14 protein-coding genes are annotated in these 17283 nt (G+C 60.6%); 5 read left to right on the forward strand and 9 right to left on the reverse strand.

Annotated elements, in window-relative coordinates; translation table 11 throughout:
* The 6 genes from AB1805_13435 to gyrA form a co-directional block, all read right to left on the reverse strand.
* Positions 1-1153 (reverse strand): Hpt domain-containing protein (locus tag AB1805_13435; protein ID MEW5746428.1); only part of this gene is annotated, 1153 nt, incomplete at its 3' end.
* A 152-nt stretch (positions 1154-1305) separates the two neighbouring features.
* Positions 1306-2697, reverse strand: a complete 1392-nt coding sequence (locus tag AB1805_13440) for a sigma-54 dependent transcriptional regulator (GenBank protein ID MEW5746429.1) — start codon at positions 2695-2697, stop codon at positions 1306-1308.
* A gap of 111 nt (positions 2698-2808) precedes the next feature.
* Positions 2809-4158 carry a sigma-54 dependent transcriptional regulator gene (locus AB1805_13445; protein MEW5746430.1) on the reverse strand — a complete coding sequence of 450 codons (1350 nt, stop codon included), beginning with the start codon at positions 4156-4158 and terminating at the stop codon, positions 2809-2811.
* A 1-nt stretch (position 4159) separates the two neighbouring features.
* Positions 4160-7111 carry an ATP-binding protein gene (locus tag AB1805_13450; protein ID MEW5746431.1) on the reverse strand — a complete coding sequence of 984 codons (2952 nt, stop codon included), beginning with the start codon at positions 7109-7111 and terminating at the stop codon, positions 4160-4162.
* Positions 7112-7147: 36 nt separating this feature from the next.
* Positions 7148-7405, reverse strand: a complete 258-nt coding sequence (locus AB1805_13455; protein ID MEW5746432.1) for a hypothetical protein — start codon at positions 7403-7405, stop codon at positions 7148-7150.
* Positions 7402-9828 carry a DNA gyrase subunit A gene (gene gyrA, locus AB1805_13460; protein MEW5746433.1) on the reverse strand — a complete coding sequence of 809 codons (2427 nt, stop codon included), beginning with the start codon at positions 9826-9828 and terminating at the stop codon, positions 7402-7404. The genes AB1805_13455 and gyrA overlap by 4 nt, the downstream gene beginning before the upstream one ends.
* A 203-nt stretch (positions 9829-10031) precedes the next feature.
* Between gyrA and AB1805_13465 the strand changes: the two genes are divergently transcribed.
* Positions 10032-10784 (forward strand): ABC transporter ATP-binding protein, encoded by a 753-nt coding sequence (locus AB1805_13465; GenBank protein MEW5746434.1) that lies wholly within the window; start codon positions 10032-10034, stop codon positions 10782-10784.
* Complete coding sequence (locus AB1805_13470) at positions 10781-11536, forward strand: ABC transporter permease (protein MEW5746435.1); 756 nt, start codon at positions 10781-10783, stop codon at positions 11534-11536. The genes AB1805_13465 and AB1805_13470 overlap by 4 nt, the downstream gene beginning before the upstream one ends.
* Positions 11537-11648: 112 nt before the next feature.
* Here the strand turns inward: AB1805_13470 and AB1805_13475 are convergent, their stop codons facing one another.
* Positions 11649-12182, reverse strand: coding sequence for a hypothetical protein (locus AB1805_13475; GenBank protein ID MEW5746436.1), 534 nt, complete (start codon positions 12180-12182; stop codon positions 11649-11651).
* Positions 12183-12267: 85 nt separating this feature from the next.
* Here AB1805_13475 and AB1805_13480 point away from each other — a divergent pair, with 85 nt between their 5' ends.
* A complete protein-coding gene (locus tag AB1805_13480; GenBank protein MEW5746437.1) occupies positions 12268-12837 on the forward strand; it encodes a Slp family lipoprotein in 570 nt (189 codons plus the stop codon).
* 60 nt (positions 12838-12897) lie between these two features.
* A complete protein-coding gene (locus AB1805_13485; GenBank protein MEW5746438.1) occupies positions 12898-15204 on the forward strand; it encodes a fused MFS/spermidine synthase in 2307 nt (768 codons plus the stop codon).
* Between the two features lie 259 nt (positions 15205-15463).
* On the opposite strand, the gene AB1805_13490 is transcribed toward AB1805_13485, so the two are convergent.
* Complete coding sequence (locus AB1805_13490; protein MEW5746439.1) at positions 15464-15820, reverse strand: hypothetical protein; 357 nt, start codon at positions 15818-15820, stop codon at positions 15464-15466.
* Positions 15821-15965: 145 nt separating this feature from the next.
* On the opposite strand from AB1805_13490, the gene AB1805_13495 reads away from it, so the two are divergent.
* Positions 15966-16877 carry an RluA family pseudouridine synthase gene (locus AB1805_13495; protein ID MEW5746440.1) on the forward strand — a complete coding sequence of 304 codons (912 nt, stop codon included), beginning with the start codon at positions 15966-15968 and terminating at the stop codon, positions 16875-16877.
* Here the strand turns inward: AB1805_13495 and AB1805_13500 are convergent.
* Positions 16869-17162 (reverse strand): hypothetical protein, encoded by a 294-nt coding sequence (locus AB1805_13500; protein ID MEW5746441.1) that lies wholly within the window; start codon positions 17160-17162, stop codon positions 16869-16871. The two genes, AB1805_13495 and AB1805_13500, sit on opposite strands and share 9 nt — an antisense overlap.
* Positions 17163-17283: the final 121 nt, after the last annotated feature.

The raw sequence follows: 17283 nt of genomic DNA on the forward strand, positions 1-17283 counted from the left end.
TGTCGAGCTCGGTCTCTGCCCCCTCGGTCGTCAGCTCTATCTCCTTGCCCAGCTCCTTCGAAAGATCCCGCACCAGACGCTTGAACTTCGTGAACGTGCTGCCGATCGGCAGCATCCGGATGTTCATCACCTTGTCCCGCAGGCTGGTGCTTATCCGCTCCACCTCCTCGGCGATGACCTGCAGGGCAGGCTCTCTCCGCATGCCCGAGAATTGGCTGAGGCGGGCCTGCACGGTGACGAGCTCGCCGACGAGGTCGACAAGGCTGTCGAGCTTTTCGGACGGGACCCGCATGCTCGCCGAAGACTCCCCTTTCTGGCCGCTCTCATTTTTCCGGGAGTCCTCCCTCTGGGCCCTGGCGTGATGCTGCTCCAGGAACGCTGATTCGATGCTGCCACCGTCAGCGGACACGCCGGCGGGAGTCCGGACGACCTCGATATCCAGCTTGCTGTCATCCGCGATGAATATGAAGACATCCTTAACGGCGTTTATACCCTTATCAGTGGTCAGAAGCACTTCCCAGGCAGTCCGGCACTGCTCGGGATCGAATTCCTCGAGCATCGGTATGGTCTCGGTATGCGCGACGATATTGCAGCCGCCGAGCGAGCGGAGCTCGTTGAGCAGCAGCAGGGGATTGACGCCTCTCGCGAATATGTCGGGAGCAGGGCTAAAATAAATGCGATAGGTTACCAATCCCCCGGTCCCCTCGGCAGCCCCGGAATCCTCTTTACGAGACGCCGGCAAGGGTCTTCCAGGAGATGCCGCTGATCCGGGGACCAGTCTCTTCAGGCCGGTAACGATCTCGCCGGACCTCTCGACCGCTGCATCACCATCCCCGTTCGAGACGTCGATCATGGCGCGTATGAGGTCGCGCGAGGAGAGGGTCAGGTCGATCAACTCCCGGGAGACCGCGACAGAACCGTTGCGTACGAGATCGAAGACCGTCTCCACCTCGTGCGTAAAGGCGGCGACCTCGCCGAACCCGCACATGGCGCCCGACCCCTTGATCGTATGCATGGCGCGGAAGACCCGCCCTATAAGGTCCGGATCATCCGGCCGCTCTTCGAGATCGAGGAGCGCGGTTTCGAGCTCGCCGAGAAGCTCGTACGCCTCCTCTTTGAATGCCTGCCGGTGCGTATCGCTCCACCCTGCCATTATAACCCCTCCCTTGCCCTGAATTACCGGACTGAAAAAGTCTTATTCAAAAGCGATGCCAGGAAAGAAACGACTGATAACTAGACTTTCTCGGGAAAAAAGGAGAGGAGGCAGCCTATCCCGCCCTGCCCTGAAAGGGTGGGATGGTATACCTAAATGCCATAGGTTTTGATCTTTCTGAGGAGCGTCTTGTAGTCGATCTGGAGAATGGCGGCAGCCTTCGTCTTATTGCCGCCGGTAGACTCGAGCGCCCGCTTTATGGCGTTCTTTTCGGCGTCCTGGAGGCTGGCGGGAGGAGGATCCGTCTCCGGAGCCGGCTGCGTTGCCGCCATCGAAGGGGAAGCAGCCTCTGCCGCGCCTTCGGCGCTCTTTATCAGGAACTCTATGTGCTCGGGCTTGACCGCGCTGTCGTCCGCGATGAGGACCGCTCTCCGCATCACGTTCTTCAGCTCCCTGATGTTCCCGGGCCACGCATACTGCTTCAGGAGCGCGGCAGCGCCGTCGTCTATCTCCCGCACCTGCTTGCTCAGCTCTTCGACCGCCTCGCTGAAGAACTTCTGCGCCAGGAAGGGGATATCGTCGCCCCGTTCCCTGAGCGGCGGTATGGTGATCATGAACTCGCTCAGCCGGTAGAAGAGGTCCTCCCTGAACGTGCGGTCCTTCACCGCCTGCCGGATATCGGTATTCGTGGCGCTGATGATGCGGACATCGATAGCAACCGGCTGGGTGCTGCCGAGGGGATAGATCCTCTTCTCCTCGACCGCCCTGAGGAGCTTGCTCTGCACGTAGGCGGACATGTTCTGGAGCTCGTCGATGAGAAGGGTGCCCCCCTGCGCCAGCTCGAAGAACCCCTTCTTCTTCTTTTCGGCTCCGGTAAAAGCCCCTTTCTCGTACCCGAAGAGCTCGCTCTCGACGAGGGTTTCGGGTATCGACCCCATATCAACGGCGATGAACGGCCGGTCCGCCCGCTTGCTCAGGTTGTGCAGGGCCCGTGCGATGAAGGACTTGCCCGTACCCGTCTCGCCCTGGATGATGAGCGAGAAGTCGCTCCGGGCGACCTGGGAGATCTGTTTGATGATCGGTTTTATGGCAGGGCTCTTGCCGAGCAGCCACTCGAGCGAGGTGTCGACAACGGCATGCATGTTCTTCAGCTTCTTCTCGAGTTCGTACTTGTCGATCGCCCGTCTCAGGGTGAGGGAGAGCCGTTCGAAGTCAGGGGGTTTGGTGATGAAGTCGTACGCGCCGAGCTTGATCGCCTCCACGGCGATGGGGATGTCCCCGTGGGCGGTTACCATGATGACCGGCACATCGGGATCGAGCTTCTTGAGCTCCTGGAGGACCTCGATGCCGTTCGCTCCCGGCATCTTGTAGTCGAGGAGCACGGTGTCGGGCCGCTCTTTCCCGAAGATGTCGAGCGCCTCGCTGCCGTCGGCAGCCTCGAGCGTGGCAAAGCCGCTGCTCTTCAGATTTTCGCTGAAGGCGAGCCGCACTCTCTTTTCATCATCGACGATCAGTATCTTGCGCATCGGCAGCGATTCCGGCAAGGGCTCGAAGCACTGCTCCCTCTCAATGGTTATCAGCGATTCCAGGGAAATCTTTAGCAGCGCCGCTGCAGGGATGTCCGGGGTGTCCCGGGCGCCCGGCTACGAGCTCCCTTACGAGCTTTTATTCAGGCCCCAGCGCTTCCGCTTCTCCCAGAGGGATTTCCTTGTAATGCCGAGCATATCGGCGAGCTGCTGCTCGGTAAAGGCAGACTGGTACTTCTGGATGAAGGCCTTGGTATAGTCCTCGATCGAGAGCTTCCCGTCGAGGACCTCGTCGGTAAAGGAGCCGCCTGCGCGTACTCCCTCGGGGAGGTGTTCGGGGAGAATAGCGCCGTCCTCGGCGATCAGGATCGCCCGCTCGATGATATTCTGGAGCTCGCGGACATTGCCGGGCCATTGATAGCCGGTCAGGAGCTCCATGGACTGGGGATCGATCTCTTTCGCCCCTTTCCCCAGCTCAATGGAGTATTTCCTGGTGAGATAATCGACGAGCAGCCTGATGTCGTCCCGCCGCTCCCTGAGGGGCGGGAGCCTGAGGGTGATGACATTGATGCGGTAGAAGAGGTCCTCCCTGAACCGGCCCTCCTTCACCGCCTGCTCGAGGTTCCTGTTGGTGGCGCAGATGAAGCGGAGGTCGATCTTCACGCTCTGTGTTCCCCCGACCGGCCTGATCTGGTGATCCTCGAGCACGCGGAGGAGCTTGGCCTGGAGCCCGATGCCGAGGTCGCCGATCTCGTCGAGGAAGACGGTGCCGCCATCGGCCTCTTCGAAGAGCCCTTTCTTGAACATCACCGCGCCGGTGAACGCGCCCTTCACATGACCGAAGAGCTCGGATTCGAGGAGGTTTTCGGGGATGGCGCTGCAGTTGATCGGGACAAAGGGCCGGCCGGCCCTGATGCTGTTGAAGTGGATCGCCCGCGCGATCAGCTCCTTCCCGGTCCCGGTCTCGCCGAGAAGCAGGACATTGCTCCGGGCGTTGGCGATCTTCTTCACCTCGTCGATCACCTTCCTTATGGCAGGGCTGTCGCCGACGATATTGCTGAAATCGTACTCTTTTTCGATCTCCCGCTTGAGCAGGACGTTCTGGCGCTGCAGGGCGTTCTGGTTGAGGGCGTTGCGGACGATCTGCTTTATCTCTTCGTGTATAACCGGCTTGACCACGTAGTCGTAGGCGCCCGCCCTGAGCGCTTCGACAGCGGTCTCGAGCGATGCATAGGCGGTCATGACGATGACCGCCTGCCCCGGGACCCTGTCTCTCACTTTCCTGAGGAGCTCTATACCGTTGATGCCGGGGAGAATGATATCGGTGATGACCAGGTCGTAGCGCCCCTCGTCGAACAGCTTGAGCGCGACCTCCGCACTGCCTGCGGTGTCGACCGCGTATCCCTCGCGGGTAAAGACCCTCTTCAACGAGGCGCCGAGCGCCTCTTCATCTTCGACGATAAGAATTCTTTCAGACATGTCACTCCACGGGGAGCTTGATCACGAACGTCGTGCCCTCTCCCTTCCTGCTCCTGACCGTTATGCTGCCGTTGTGCTCCTTGATTATACCATAGCATATGCTCAGTCCTAGTCCGGTTCCCTTGCCGAGCGGCTTGGTGGTGAAGAAAGGATCGAAGATCCGGCCCATCACCGCATCGTCGATACCGGCGCCGGTGTCGCTGACGGCGATCTCCGCATAATTTCCCGCATTCTTCATGGAGACGGTAAGCGCGCCGCCCGCGGGCATGGCATCGAGCGCGTTCAGCAGGAGGTTCAGCAGCACCTGCTGTATCTGGTCGGGATTGACGGTAAGGGGGGGGAGCGGATCGCCGATCTCCGTCGAGAAGCGTACTGCTTTGAACCGTTTGTCGTACTTGACCAGGTTGACCGTACGATCGAGGATATCGGCGACGGCTGAGGGCACCTTCTCGGTCGAGGAGACGCGGGCAAAGTCCCCCAGGCTCCTGACGATATTCGCTATGCGCTCGATGTTGCTGTTGATCGTCCTGAGCGAATCGCCGGTAAACCGGAGGTCCTCCTGCGTCTTCATATCGATGCTCCGGAGCTCCTGGACGAGCGAGGAGATGGAGGCGAGCGGGTTGCCGATCTCGTGGGATATGCCTGCCGTGAGCTTGCCGATGCTCGCCAGCTTCGATGCCTGGAGGAGCTGCTCTTCCATCTTCCTCTTCTCGGTAATGTCCTCCAGGACCACGACGTATCCGCCCGAGGGGTCTTTGAAAGGGCTGAGGTTCACCTTCAGGGTCTTGTGGCCGGGCGTCTGGAAGACCGCCTCGCTCTGGTCGCTCTGCAGGAGGACGCTCCCCGGCATCCACGGCAGCAGGAGGACGATAGACCTGTTGAATGCCTCGCTCTTGTCGATGCCGGTTATCGCCTCCATTTCGCGGTTCCAGTAATTGACCTTCAGGAGCGCGTCGACCGTGGCGATGCCGATGGGCGCGCTCTCGATGATGTTCTCGCTGAACTCCTTGAGGTGCGAGAGCTCCCGGTTCGCCTCGGTCAGCTCCCGGCGGGAGAAGCGGAGGTTTTCGGTAATCGTCTTGATCGACTCCGAGAGCTCGCTCCGCTCCTGCTCGGTGAGGACCAGCTTGTTCTCGAAGATGAGCGCTGCCATCGATGAGCCGATGGCGCCGCCGAGGACCTTCTCCGCCTCGTTCCGCAGCTCGAGGATATCCCGGCGGTTCAGCTCGTCCCGCTTCTTGCGCTTCCGGGCGAGAAACCGCTCGATCGCCTCCCGCGCCTCGCTCCTTCCGAGGCACTGGATCAGCACCTGCTCGATGTCCCTGACCGAATAGGAGCTGCCGCGGCCGAGGTCCCGCACCTGCTCGTAGGACTCGACGAAGATCAGCGCCTGTATCTCTTCCTCTTTGGACTGCTTGGTAAAGACCGAGAAGCCGACGAAGAGAAGGACGTTGATGAGCATGCTCCAGAAGAGCGCATTGCCCCACTTGCCGAGGCTGGTGATGCCGAGCAGGCTGTGGGGATTGAACCACTCCGAGCCGGTCAGCCGCGCCACCAGGCCGATATTCTTGATGATATCCGCCTCGATGAGCGTCGGCACGATGAGCGTGTAGAACCAGACGGCAAACCCCGCGAGGAGCCCTGCAATCGCCCCTTTCTTGTTCCCCCTCTTCCAGTAGAGCCCCAGGAAGAAGGAGGGCGCGAAGAGGGTAATCGCCTCGAACGAGCGGAGCCCCATATCGACGAGGCTGTAGTACTCGCCCACCGAAGAGGTAAAGGAGTATCCCAGGAACACGATGCCGAGGATAACGAGCCGCTTGATGTTCAGGATGACCTTGGGGAATCGGGGCGCCTCGTGGAAATTGATCAGGGCGGGCGTGATGATGCTGTTCATCACCATGGTGCTCAGGGCGATCGCCTCGACGATCACCATCCCGGTCGCCGCCGAAAAACCTCCGATGAAGGCGAGGAGCGAGAGATACTTCGCCCCGTTGTCCAGGGGAACGGTAAGCACGAAGTAGTCCGCGCCCTTCGGGCCGCCGCCCAGCAGGAGGCCGCCGAAGGCGATGGGCAGCACGAAGATATTGATCAGGAAGAGGTAGAGCGGGAAGAGCCAGGCTGCCTTGGCGAGGTGGGATTCGTCGTAGTTCTCGACGACCGCCATCTGGAACTGCCGGGGCAGAAAGACGATCGCCATCATCGAGAGGATGAGGAGCGCGAGCCACTCCGCGTACTCGGTCCCGGTGCCGGTGCCGAGGAAGAGGAGCACCGAATGCTCCGAGTCCTTGACCCTGGCCATGATATCGCCGAACCCGTCGAAGAGGCCGTAGGTGACGAAGATGCCGACCATGAGGAAGGCGACGAGCTTTACCAGCGACTCGAAGGCAATGGCGAAGACGAGCCCGCCGTGGCGCTCGGTCGAATCGAGCCGCCGTGCGCCGAATATGATGGCGAAGACCCCGAGAATGAAGGTGATGACGACCCCTGCCGTCATGCTGCCGGCCCCCTCCCCCGAGATGATCGAGAAGGTGCCGATGATCGCCTTCATCTGGAGGCCCAGGTAAGGGGCTATGCCGACGACGATGATGACCGTGACGAGCGCCGAGAGCGAGAGCGACTTGCCGTACCGGGCGCCGATGAAGTCCGCGATCGTCGTCAGCCGGTTGGCCCGCGCGATCCTCACGACCTTCTTCAGCACCACGAGCCAAAGCGCGGCCATGAGCGTGGGGCCCAGGTACGTAGTGAGAAAGGAGAGACCCGAGGTAGCCGCTTTGCCGACGCTGCCGTAGAAGGTCCAGGACGTACAATAAACGGCGAGGGAAAGAGAGTAGATGTAGGGGTTATTGACAATGCTCTTACCCGACCGCTCCTTGCGCTCCGCATAGTAGGCGAGCGCAAAGAGGAGCACCAGGTACAGGAGAACGATAATGAAAAGGTTATGTGGCGCAAACACGCCGACCACCGCCGAATGCTGATGTATATGCCTGGGCTAGGGAGCCCGGAAATCCGCGGAGGAGGAAGGCCCTCCCCCTTCGCCTGTCAGCGGTTTCCGCGCCCCGCTCTCCCCGGTCTGCTGATCCTTGCTGTTGTTATACTTGTACGCTGCGCCCGCCGTAAGGACGATGAGGAGAAACCAGAAGAGGAAGAGATAGAGGGCCACCTCGGTATAAAAGACCTCGAGGAGAGGCCAGTTGAGACCGAGGAGGCCTACCATGAAGATGAATATCCAGACCTCGGCGTTCCTCACTCTTCGATAACCCTGTCCTCGACGACCCTGCCGATGCTGACGATCCGGTCGCCGTTTTCGAGGTCCATGAGCTTCACTCCCTGGGTATTTCTGCCCAGGACGGATATGTTGTGCGCCATGATCCGTATCAGCTTTCCGCTGTTCGTGATCAGGACCACCTCGTCCTCGTCCTTCACCTGAATGAGGCCGACCGCGCTGCCGCCCCTGCCGACCACCTTGATCGAGATGACGCCCTTGCCGCCGCGGCCGTGGACCGGGTACTCCTCGATCTTCGTCCGCTTCCCGAGACCCTTCTCGGTAACGGTCAGGAGCGTCGTGCTCTCCTCGATGACATTGGCCGAGACCACCTCGTCGCCCTTCGAGAGCCGTATGCCGATGACGCCCCGGGCGGTCCTGCCGACCGACCTGACATCCTCCTCGTTGAACCGCGCGGCGAGGCCGCTCCGGGTGCCGATGACGATGTCGTTCTTGCCGGTGGTCCGCTTGACCGCGATCAGCTCGTCGCCTTCGTCGAGGGTCACGGCGATGATGCCCTTGGCGCGGGGATTGCTGTACTCCTCGAGGGCGGTCTTCTTCACGATGCCCGCCTTGGTGAACATCACGAGATAGCCCTCCTTGAAGTCCTTCACGTTGAGGGCGGTGGTGATGCGCTCGCCTTCGGAGAGCGGCAGGAGATTGACCATCGCCTTGCCCTTCGCCGCACGGCCCGCCTCGGGGATCTGGTATATCTTCTGCCAGTAGAGGCGCCCCCTGTTGCTGAAAAAGAGCATGTAGTCGTGGGTCGAGCCGATGAAGAGCTGCTCCACGAAGTCCTCTTCCCTCGTCTCCATCCCGGTCAGTCCCTTGCCGCCGCGGCGCTGGCTCCGGTAGAGCGAGAGCGGGTTCCGCTTGATGTAGCCGTTGTGCGATACGGTGATCACCATATCCTCCTGGCTGATGAGGTCCTCGATGGTGAGGTCAGCCGTCCCGGCCACGATCTCGGTCCGCCGCTCGTCGGCGTACTTGTCTCTGACCTCGGTGAGCTCTTTCTTGATGATCTTCGAGACGAGGGCCTCGCTGCCGAGGATCGCCTTCAACCGCTCGATCTCTTTCAGCGTCTCCTCGTACTCCTTGATGATCTTGTCCCGCTCGAGGCCGGTCAGCCTCTGGAGTCTCATGTCCAGGATCGCCTGGGCCTGGAGCGCGGAGAGCGGGTAGGTTGCCATCAGGCCGTTCTTCGCCTCTTCGGGCGTCTTCGAATTCCGGATGAGCGAAATGATCGCATCGAGGTGGTCGAGGGCGATCTTCAGTCCTTCCAGGATATGGGCCCGTTCTTCCGCCTTCCGCAGCTCGAACCTCGTCCGCCTCAGGATCACATCCCGGCGGTGCTGGAGGAAATAGCTCAGCATCCTCTTGAGATTGAGGATGTGCGGCTGGCCTCCCACCAGGGCGAGCATGATCACGCCGAAGGTGGATTCCATGGCGGTGTGCTTGTAGAGATTGTTCAGGATGACCTGGCCGACTTCGCCGCGCTTCACCTCGAGCACCACCCTGATGCCGTCCCGGTCCGACTCGTCGCGGATATCGGATACGCCCTCTATCTTCTTTTCGCGCACCAGCTCGGCGATCTTCTCGATGAGCCGCGCCTTGTTCACCTGGTAGGGGACCTCGGTGATGATGATGCTCTCGTGCCCCTTCGCGTCCCTGTCGATGCGGGCCTTCGCCCTGACCTTGATCAGCCCCCTGCCATGGGTATAGGCGTTGACGATGCCCTCGGTGCCGTGGATGATCGCGCCCGTGGGGAAGTCGGGGCCTTTGATAACCGTCATCAGCTCGTTGATCGTCACCTCGGGGTTGTCGAGGAGCATCACGAGGCCGTCCACCACTTCTCCCAGGTTATGGGGCGGGATATTGGTCGCCATGCCGACCGCGATGCCGGCGGAGCCGTTGATGAGGAGGTTGGGGATCCTGGTGGGGAGCACCGTCGGCTCCTCGGTCGTCTCGTCGAAGTTCGGGGTGAAATCGACCGTCTCTTTGTCGATATCGGCCAGCAGCTCCTCGGCGATCTTCGCGAGCCGCGCCTCGGTATACCGGTACGCTGCCGCAGGGTCGCCGTCGATCGAGCCGAAGTTGCCCTGCCCGTCGACGAGCATGTAGCGCATATTGAAGTCCTGCGCCAGCCGCACCATTGCGTCATAGACCGCCGAGTCGCCATGGGGATGGTACTTCTTCAGCACCTCGCCGACCACACCGGCGCTCTTGGAATACTTTTTATTGGGAAGGAGCCCTTCCCTGAACATAGCGTAGAGAATCCTCCGCTGCACCGGCTTGAGCCCGTCCCGCACTTCGGGCAGCGCCCTGCCGATGATCACGCTCATCGCGTAATCGAGGTAGCTCACCTTCATCTCTTCTTCTATGCTGATCGATGCCTTCGTGGGAGTCATTCATTAACCTCTCTTGCTTAAAAGTGTACTTGTTATTATAACATATTGAATCTCCAGAAAAAAACAGCCCAAGACCGTCCCAAAACCGCGCTGGTAACTCTCTGTTTCGGCACGCTTTTAAAAAGGAGAGATTGCCGCTGTGATCCGGTTGCCCGGGAGTATGGCTCCTGGCTTCTTATGCCGTACTTGTTATAATTAGCATTATGGACATAGTTACTGCGCGCAGCCTCGTGAAGGAGTACGGCTCCTTCCGGGCAGTCGATGGTATAGATTTTTCGATCGTGAAGGGCGAGTGCTTCGGGTTCCTGGGGCCGAACGGGGCGGGGAAAACGACGGTCATGCGCATCATCCACTGCTTTCTGCCGCCCACGTCGGGAGAGGTGCGGGTCTTCGGCAGGGAGGTGACCGAAGAGCCGAGCGCGATCAAGGCCTGCATCGGCGTGATGCCGCAGGACAACAACCTCGACCCCGATCTGACGGTCTTCGAGAACCTGATCGTCTATGCGCGGTATTTCGATATCCCGAAGCGGGATTCGGTACCCCTCGCCGGGGAGCTCCTCGACTTTGTCGAGCTGCGGGAAAAGGCGAAGGCGAAGATCGAGAGCCTTTCGGGCGGCATGAAGCACCGCCTCCTGCTGGCGCGGGCGCTCATCAATACGCCGGAGCTCCTCATCCTCGACGAGCCGACGACCGGGCTCGACCCCCACAGCCGCCATGCCGTATGGAACAAGCTGAACCAGCTGAAGGAGAAGGGGACCACCCTGATTCTCACGACCCACTACATGGAAGAGGCGGAGCAGATCTGCGACCGCGTGGCGATCATGGACCTGGGGAAGATCGTCACGATCGATTCGCCGGCCCGGCTCATGGAGACGCACGGCGGCAATCTCGAAGACGTCTACCTGAAGCTCACCGGGAAGCGCCTCGCCACCGATATCTACCGGGGCGCCTCATGAACATCAAACGCGCCTTCCGGGTCTGGCAGCGGCATCTCACGGTCTATACCAAGCTCTACAAGTCGAGCTTCGCCCTGAATTTCATAGAGCCGATTCTCTACCTTGCGGCCATGGGGCTCGGGCTCGGCGCCTTCGTCACCGAGGTGAAGGGCATGCCGTACATCAATTTCATCGCACCCGGGATCATCGCCTCGTCGGCGATGTTCGCAGCGATCTACGAATGCACCTACGGCACCTACGTGCGCATGATGTTCCAGAAGACCTTCGATGCGATCCTCGCCACGCCGGTGAATATCGACGACCTCACTGCGGGCGAGATGATGTGGGGGGCGACGAAGAGCGTCTTCTACGGGACCACGATCATCATCGTGATCGCCCTTTTCGGGCTGGTAGCCTCTCCCCTCGTCGTGCTGGTCATACCGCTGCTCTTCGTCAGCGGCATCATCTTTGCCGAGATCTCCCTTGTTTTTGTGGCGAAGGTGCCGGGCATCGATTCGTTCAACTACTTTTACACGCTCTTCATGACGCCGATGTTCCTTTTCTCGGGCATATTCTTCCCGCTCGATACCATGCCCCCTGTCGTCACCCAGATCGCTTTCTTCACGCCGCTCTACCACCTGGTCAACATATGCCGTGCCTTTGCCCTGGGGAATCCCGGCGCGGCATTGTGGGATGTGGTATGGATACTCGCAGTGGCGGCGATCATCGCGCCTTATCCCTTCCGTCTCATGCGCAAGAGAATACTGAAATAAATCCGAAACCCTAAGTACGAAATCCTAAACAAATCAGAACACCCCTCAATAAAACCGTTTTACATTTCGAGAAACTGTTTAGAGCTTCGAATTTAGGATTTCGGATTTGCCTTCAGTCGCCGATATCGATGAAGAGCCCGCCGCCCTCGCGTATGCGTTCGACCGAGGGGATGAGCCTGACGCTGATATTGACCGTGCTGCCCCGCGTCCAGTAATCGATATCGAGAATATCGGTGTGTCCGAAGGTGAACGGCATGTAGAGGGGCCTCATCTCGTAGCCGATGACCGCCCCTGTCCTGTCGACGATCCTGCTCAGCTGCGCGCGGGAGAAATCACTGTGCCAGCTCACGAAGCGCTGCGCCCTGGCGAGCGCCTCCTGCGCCGGAACGCCCCGCCTGACGGTATACTCGAATTCAGGCGTATACGGCTGCAGGGTATACTGGTCTCCCTCCCGGTCGAGGAACGCGACCGTCTTGATATCCTCGATATGCTGCGCTCCATGCAATATCAGGGTATAGGTCCCGGTCACCTCCTCGGGCCTCACGCTCTGCGTCCGTATGCCCGACTGCCGGAATCCGGCACACCCGGAGAGAAAGAGCACCAGCACTGCCAGCACGCCGCACATTCTGAGCAATTCCCGCTTCATAGTTCGATTATACCATCTTTTCAGCAGCTGCTCATGATCGGATGCTTACCTTGACAAGCACTGAGGGATGCTGTACAAGTTAAGTATGAGACGACTTCTTCCGCTCTCTCTGCTATTCGCCGTGCTCCTCTCCTGCGCCCCGGTATTGAGGCAGGACCTCCTCGACCGCGCCGCTATCAATCCCCCGCTCCAGGATATGCAGGCGAACCCCTCTGCCTACAAGGGGCGGCTCTTCGTCCTCGGCGGGATGATCGTACAGACGAAGTTCGTTCCCAGGGGCGCTCAGATCGAGGCAGTGTATATCCCTGTCGATGAGGACGGCGACCTGAAGAGTACGCGGTATGCCGGCGGGAGATACCTCGCCCTCTATCCGCGGGATATCGGCTTCCTCGAGCCGGAAATCTACAAAAAGGACAGGAGGATCACCATCGCGGGCGAATTCATCGGTATCCAGACCGGCAAGCTCGACGAGGTCGAGTACCCCTACCCTGTCTTCGAGATAAGGGACATTCACCTCTGGGAGGAGGAGCGGCCGTATTACTATCCTCCCTACTACGGCCCTCACTGGCGCTATCCCTACAGCTATCCGTACCGCTATCCCTTCTGGTGGGACGATCCCTTCTGGATGTCCCGTCCCTATCCTTACTGGTGGTAATCCCCTCCGCGCTGCTGCTACCGCATGGAAATAATCCCCTGAGTCCGGTATGATGTCCTGTTGCTACTCGCTCACAGGGAGGATTCGCTGACCGTGCTCCGCCGCTTTCTTGTTCCGGGCCTCTTCACGCTCACCCTTTTCACCAGCGCCGGTCTCCTCTTCATGGTCCAGCCTATGGTCGCAAAGATGATCTTGCCCCTGCTCGGCGGCACACCGGCGGTATGGAACACCTGCATGATGTTCTTTCAGGCCCTGCTCCTCGCCGGATATCTCTATGCTCATTTCTCGGCGAGCCGGCTCTCGGCCCTGCAGCAGGTCGTACTGCACACCGCCATCCTCGGCCTGGCCCTGCTGGTCCTGCCGGTCGCCATATCGCGGGAGTGGCTCCTCACCGGCGAGAGCCATCCCATACTCGTCGTCCTCGTTCTCCTCATCACCTCGGTGGGGCTGCCGTTCTTCATCCTCTCCGCAAGCGCGCCGCTCCTCCAGAAGTGGTTCGCCGGGGTCGATCACCCCGCAGCGAAAAATCCCTACTTCCTCTATAGCGCGAGCAATGCCGGCAGCATGCTCGCCCTGATAGGTTATCCGGGGCTCATCGAGCCGGGCCTCACCCTTAAAGAGCAGGGCTCCCTCTGGACTCTCGGCTACGGCGCGCTCCTTGCGCTCACTATCGGCTGCGCCGTTGCGGTATGGCGCGCCTCCTCGAAGGTGCAGCAGAAGGGGATGGCTGCACCCGATCTGATCTCACTCGCCCTCGGCAGCGCCCCGGCAGAGCCGATCAGTCCGGGCCAACGCCTCCGCTGGGTCGCCCTTTCCTTCGTGCCCTCGAGCCTGATGCTGGGGGTCACCAGCTATCTCGGCACCGACATAGCGGCAATCCCTCTCTTATGGGTAATTCCTCTTTCGCTCTATCTCCTCTCGTTCATCCTCGTCTTCGCGGAGCTTCCGGAGCGCCTCCACCGCGTCATGCTCCGCCTCTTTCCGGCGGCGACAGTCCTGCTGCTGGCCATGAACTTCTCCGACGAGAAGCCCGCGCTCTGGATCGTATTCCTGGTGAACCTGGCTGTCTTCTTCATCATCGCCATGGTCTGCCACGGCGAGCTCGCCCGGTCCCGCCCCTCCGCGCACCGCCTCACCGAGTTCTATCTCCTCATGTCCCTGGGAGGAGTGCTCGGCGGCGTCTTCAATGCCGTGATCGCTCCCCTCGTCTTCGATTCCGTTATCGAGTATCCGTTCGTACTGGCCCTTTCGCCGCTGCTGCTGCCGCTCGGCAAGGATGCGATACTGTCCGGCAGCCGGCTGCACCGGGGCCTCGATGTCGGGATTCCCGCTGTCCTGGGAGCGGCGAGCTTTCTCTTTATCCTGAAGGCGCCTGCGTCGAAGCTGGACATGACCGCGCTCAGCGCCTTCAGCGGCATCGGCAAAGATACCCTCGCCGCGCTCCTTACCTACGGTCCGCCGGCGCTGCTCTGCTATGCGCTGGTAACCATGAAGAGAATGCTACGATTCAGCCTCGGGGTCGTCGCCTTCGCCGCTGCGCTGGTCATTGCCGATGACTGGAACAGGGATATCGTTCATCAGGAGCGGAGCTTCTTCGGGGTGATACGGGTCATCACTGCCGCTGATGCGAAATCACGGTATCTCGTCCACGGCGGCATCCAGCACGGCAAACAGAGCCTCGACCCCGCGCTCTGCGACCTGCCGATCACCTATTACCATCCCGACGGCCCGGTGGGACAGATCTTCGACCGGTTCCGCCGCTCTCCGCACGGCACCCGTTTCGCCGTGATCGGCCTCGGCATAGGAACGCTCGCAGGGTACGGAGAGCCCGGAGAGAAGGTGACCTTCTACGAGATAGATCCCGCCGTGCGGCGCGTCGCCACCGACCCGGCGCTCTTCACCTACCTGAAGAAATGCAGGGCGGAATGGGATATCGTGATCGGCGATGCGCGCCTCAGGCTCGAAGAGGCGCCTCCCGGCAGCTACGGCCTCATGCTCATCGACGCCTTCAGCTCGGATTCGATCCCGGTCCACCTCCTCACCCGTGAGGCGCTCGCGCTCTACTTCTCGAGGCTCGCGGACAGGGGGCTCCTGGCTGTCCATATCTCGAATAAATACCTCGATCTCGAGCCGGTGCTCGGACGTCTGGCCCGCGATGCGGGGCTGGCAGGCCGTATCCGGGATGACGACGAGGAAGACAGCACGGTCGAGAAGTACCGCTCCACCTGGGTGGCTCTCGCGCGGCAGGAGAGCGACCTCGGCGCAATAGCCGGTGACGGCCGCTGGAGGAGATTGAAAGACGGCGGAAAGGGAGCGGTATGGACCGACGACTTCTCGAATATCCTGGGCATCTTCAAGTGGAACTGATGCCCGCCTGCTTCCGCTCATTCCAGGGAGGGGGAGAGGATACAGTGCTCGACTCATTCTCAGAAAGCATCCTGCCCTCAACCCGAAATGTCTTCGCCATTTCGGGGCCCCTCTGTTCTATGGGGTCCCCAAAAAGACAGAGTCTTTTTGGGGCAGGTGTGGAGGCTCGCTTGCCCGGACATCCTTGTCCTCCTGCAAGCTCACCATACCGCTCGCACAGCATCCTCTCCCCCTCCCTGGAACAGCTTTCAGATTACGATTACTTCTCCACCGAATAGGTGTAGGTAATCTGCGCCTCTTCCTTCTGGGGGTTCGTCCACATCAGGCAGTAGTACTGGTCCTTTTCAGCGCGATACGTGCCACTGCTTTCGCGTACGTTCTCCTTCTCGATAGCATACGTTATGTGGCTGTCGTCGTGGTAGTGGAGATTGAAGCTGAGCAGCTGCGACGCCTGGAAAGAATAGACGAGCCGTTCGCCCTTCTTTATCTCCATGCAGTCCTCGTGAACGCGGGAAGGGGCGATCGCGATCTCCTGCTGCGCTCTCACCGGCATCGAGCCGCAGCCGGCGGCGGGAAAAAGCAAGATGGCACAGAGTAACACTGCTGCGATTTTCATAACGAACTCCTTTCGTCTCTTTATGCTCCTTTACCAGTATACGGCATGGACGGCGCTTTTCCTAATCGGCCCCGGCCTCTCCGGTTTCGCCAGCAGAGGACAACCGGCTTGCCGCTCCACCGCGAATGCCGTACAATAGTTGATTATGGTACACACCCCGGCCCCCCTCATCACGGTCACGATCAAAGAAGAGACGACGCTCGCCGCCTATCTCTCGCGGCGGGGCTACCGGAGCAACAGGATCAGGCAGCTCCTCAAGTTCAGGGCGATAGCGGTCAACGGCGCGACGGTGACCCGTTACGACCATCCGCTCGTGCCGGGCGACGAGCTCGTCATCTCCCCTACCGAGCAGGGAAGGGTCGAGGATATCCTCAGGAAGTCCCATATCGCTCTTCTCTACGAGGACGACGCGCTCATCGTCATCGACAAGCCTCCGGGGCTCCTCTCCATCGGGACTGAACGGGAGAGGACGCGCACCGCCTACTACCAGCTCAACGAATACCTGAAGGAGCGCGCACCCGAAAGACAGGAGCGCATCTTTATCGTGCACCGCACAGACCGCGAGACCTCGGGGCTCCTCGTCTTTGCGAAGAGCGAGCGGGTAAAACGGGCGCTCCAGCAGCACTGGAATAACGTCGACAAGCGTTACCTGGCGGTGATAGAGGGCGTGCCGCGCAGGAAGGAAGACACCATCGCCCTGCCGCTGCGAGAGAGCAAGGCCCTCAAGGTGCATGCTGCTCGAGACGATGATGAGGCGCGCAGTGCGGTGACCCGCTACCGGACGCTCAGGGCGGGCCACGACTACGCGCTGCTCGAACTGGCGCTCGACACCGGGAGAAAGAACCAGATCCGCGTGCACCTCGCGCAGATCGGCCACCCCGTGGCAGGCGACAAGAAGTACGGCGCGCGCACCGATCCCTTCGGGCGGCTCGCCCTCCACGCGCACCAGCTCGCCTTCAAACACCCGGTGACCGGAAAACCGCTCCGCTTCAGGAGCGAGCTGCCCTGGAGCTTCGAAAAGGTCGTGAAGACGATGAAAAAGGCGCCCTTACCATAGGCGGCTGCCGCAGCAGCGGCAGTCCTGGCGGAAGAGGTCCGGTCCCAGGTACCTTTTGCACGAGGGGCAGCGCCAGTTAAGGCGGCTGAACCAGATAAAGAGGGCTACAAGGACGAGCTGCCCTGCCATGATCGCCCCTTTCGATATCCCCTCCCCGAAGAGGTCCGGCCGACGGTAGACGAGCACGAGGAAGACGAGACCGAGCAGCGTTACGGCAATGGCGAGGAACTGGCGGCTCTGCCGCCGTCTGAATTCCCGCCTGATCCCTTCTCTGTCGTTGCTCACCGTGCAGCGCTCCTCGACTCTCGGAATAGAGATTTATTATACCCCTCGGCCCTGCTCCTTTTCAAAAGCGGAGGGAAAATCAGGAGGCGTTCGGGAGCGCTTTTCTGGTACAATGTGAAGA

The organism is Nitrospirota bacterium, from assembly GCA_040752355.1.
In the GTDB taxonomy this organism is placed as follows: Bacteria; Nitrospirota; Thermodesulfovibrionia; order Thermodesulfovibrionales; family Dissulfurispiraceae; genus JBFMCP01.

Excerpts from the sequence above, each read along its gene's own strand:
- AB1805_13445 (MEW5746430.1), bottom strand. The coding sequence starts at position 4,158 with ATGTCTGAAAGAATTCTTATCGTCGAAGATGAAGAGGCGCTCGGCGCC.
- gyrA (MEW5746433.1), bottom strand. The coding sequence starts at position 9,828 with ATGACTCCCACGAAGGCATCGATCAGCATAGAAGAAGAGATGAAGGTG.
- AB1805_13465 (MEW5746434.1), top strand. The coding sequence starts at position 10,032 with ATGGACATAGTTACTGCGCGCAGCCTCGTGAAGGAGTACGGCTCCTTC.
- AB1805_13470 (MEW5746435.1), top strand. The coding sequence starts at position 10,781 with ATGAACATCAAACGCGCCTTCCGGGTCTGGCAGCGGCATCTCACGGTC.
- AB1805_13475 (MEW5746436.1), bottom strand. The coding sequence starts at position 12,182 with ATGAAGCGGGAATTGCTCAGAATGTGCGGCGTGCTGGCAGTGCTGGTG.
- AB1805_13480 (MEW5746437.1), top strand. The coding sequence starts at position 12,268 with ATGAGACGACTTCTTCCGCTCTCTCTGCTATTCGCCGTGCTCCTCTCC.
- AB1805_13490 (MEW5746439.1), bottom strand. The coding sequence starts at position 15,820 with ATGAAAATCGCAGCAGTGTTACTCTGTGCCATCTTGCTTTTTCCCGCC.
- AB1805_13495 (MEW5746440.1), top strand. The coding sequence starts at position 15,966 with ATGGTACACACCCCGGCCCCCCTCATCACGGTCACGATCAAAGAAGAG.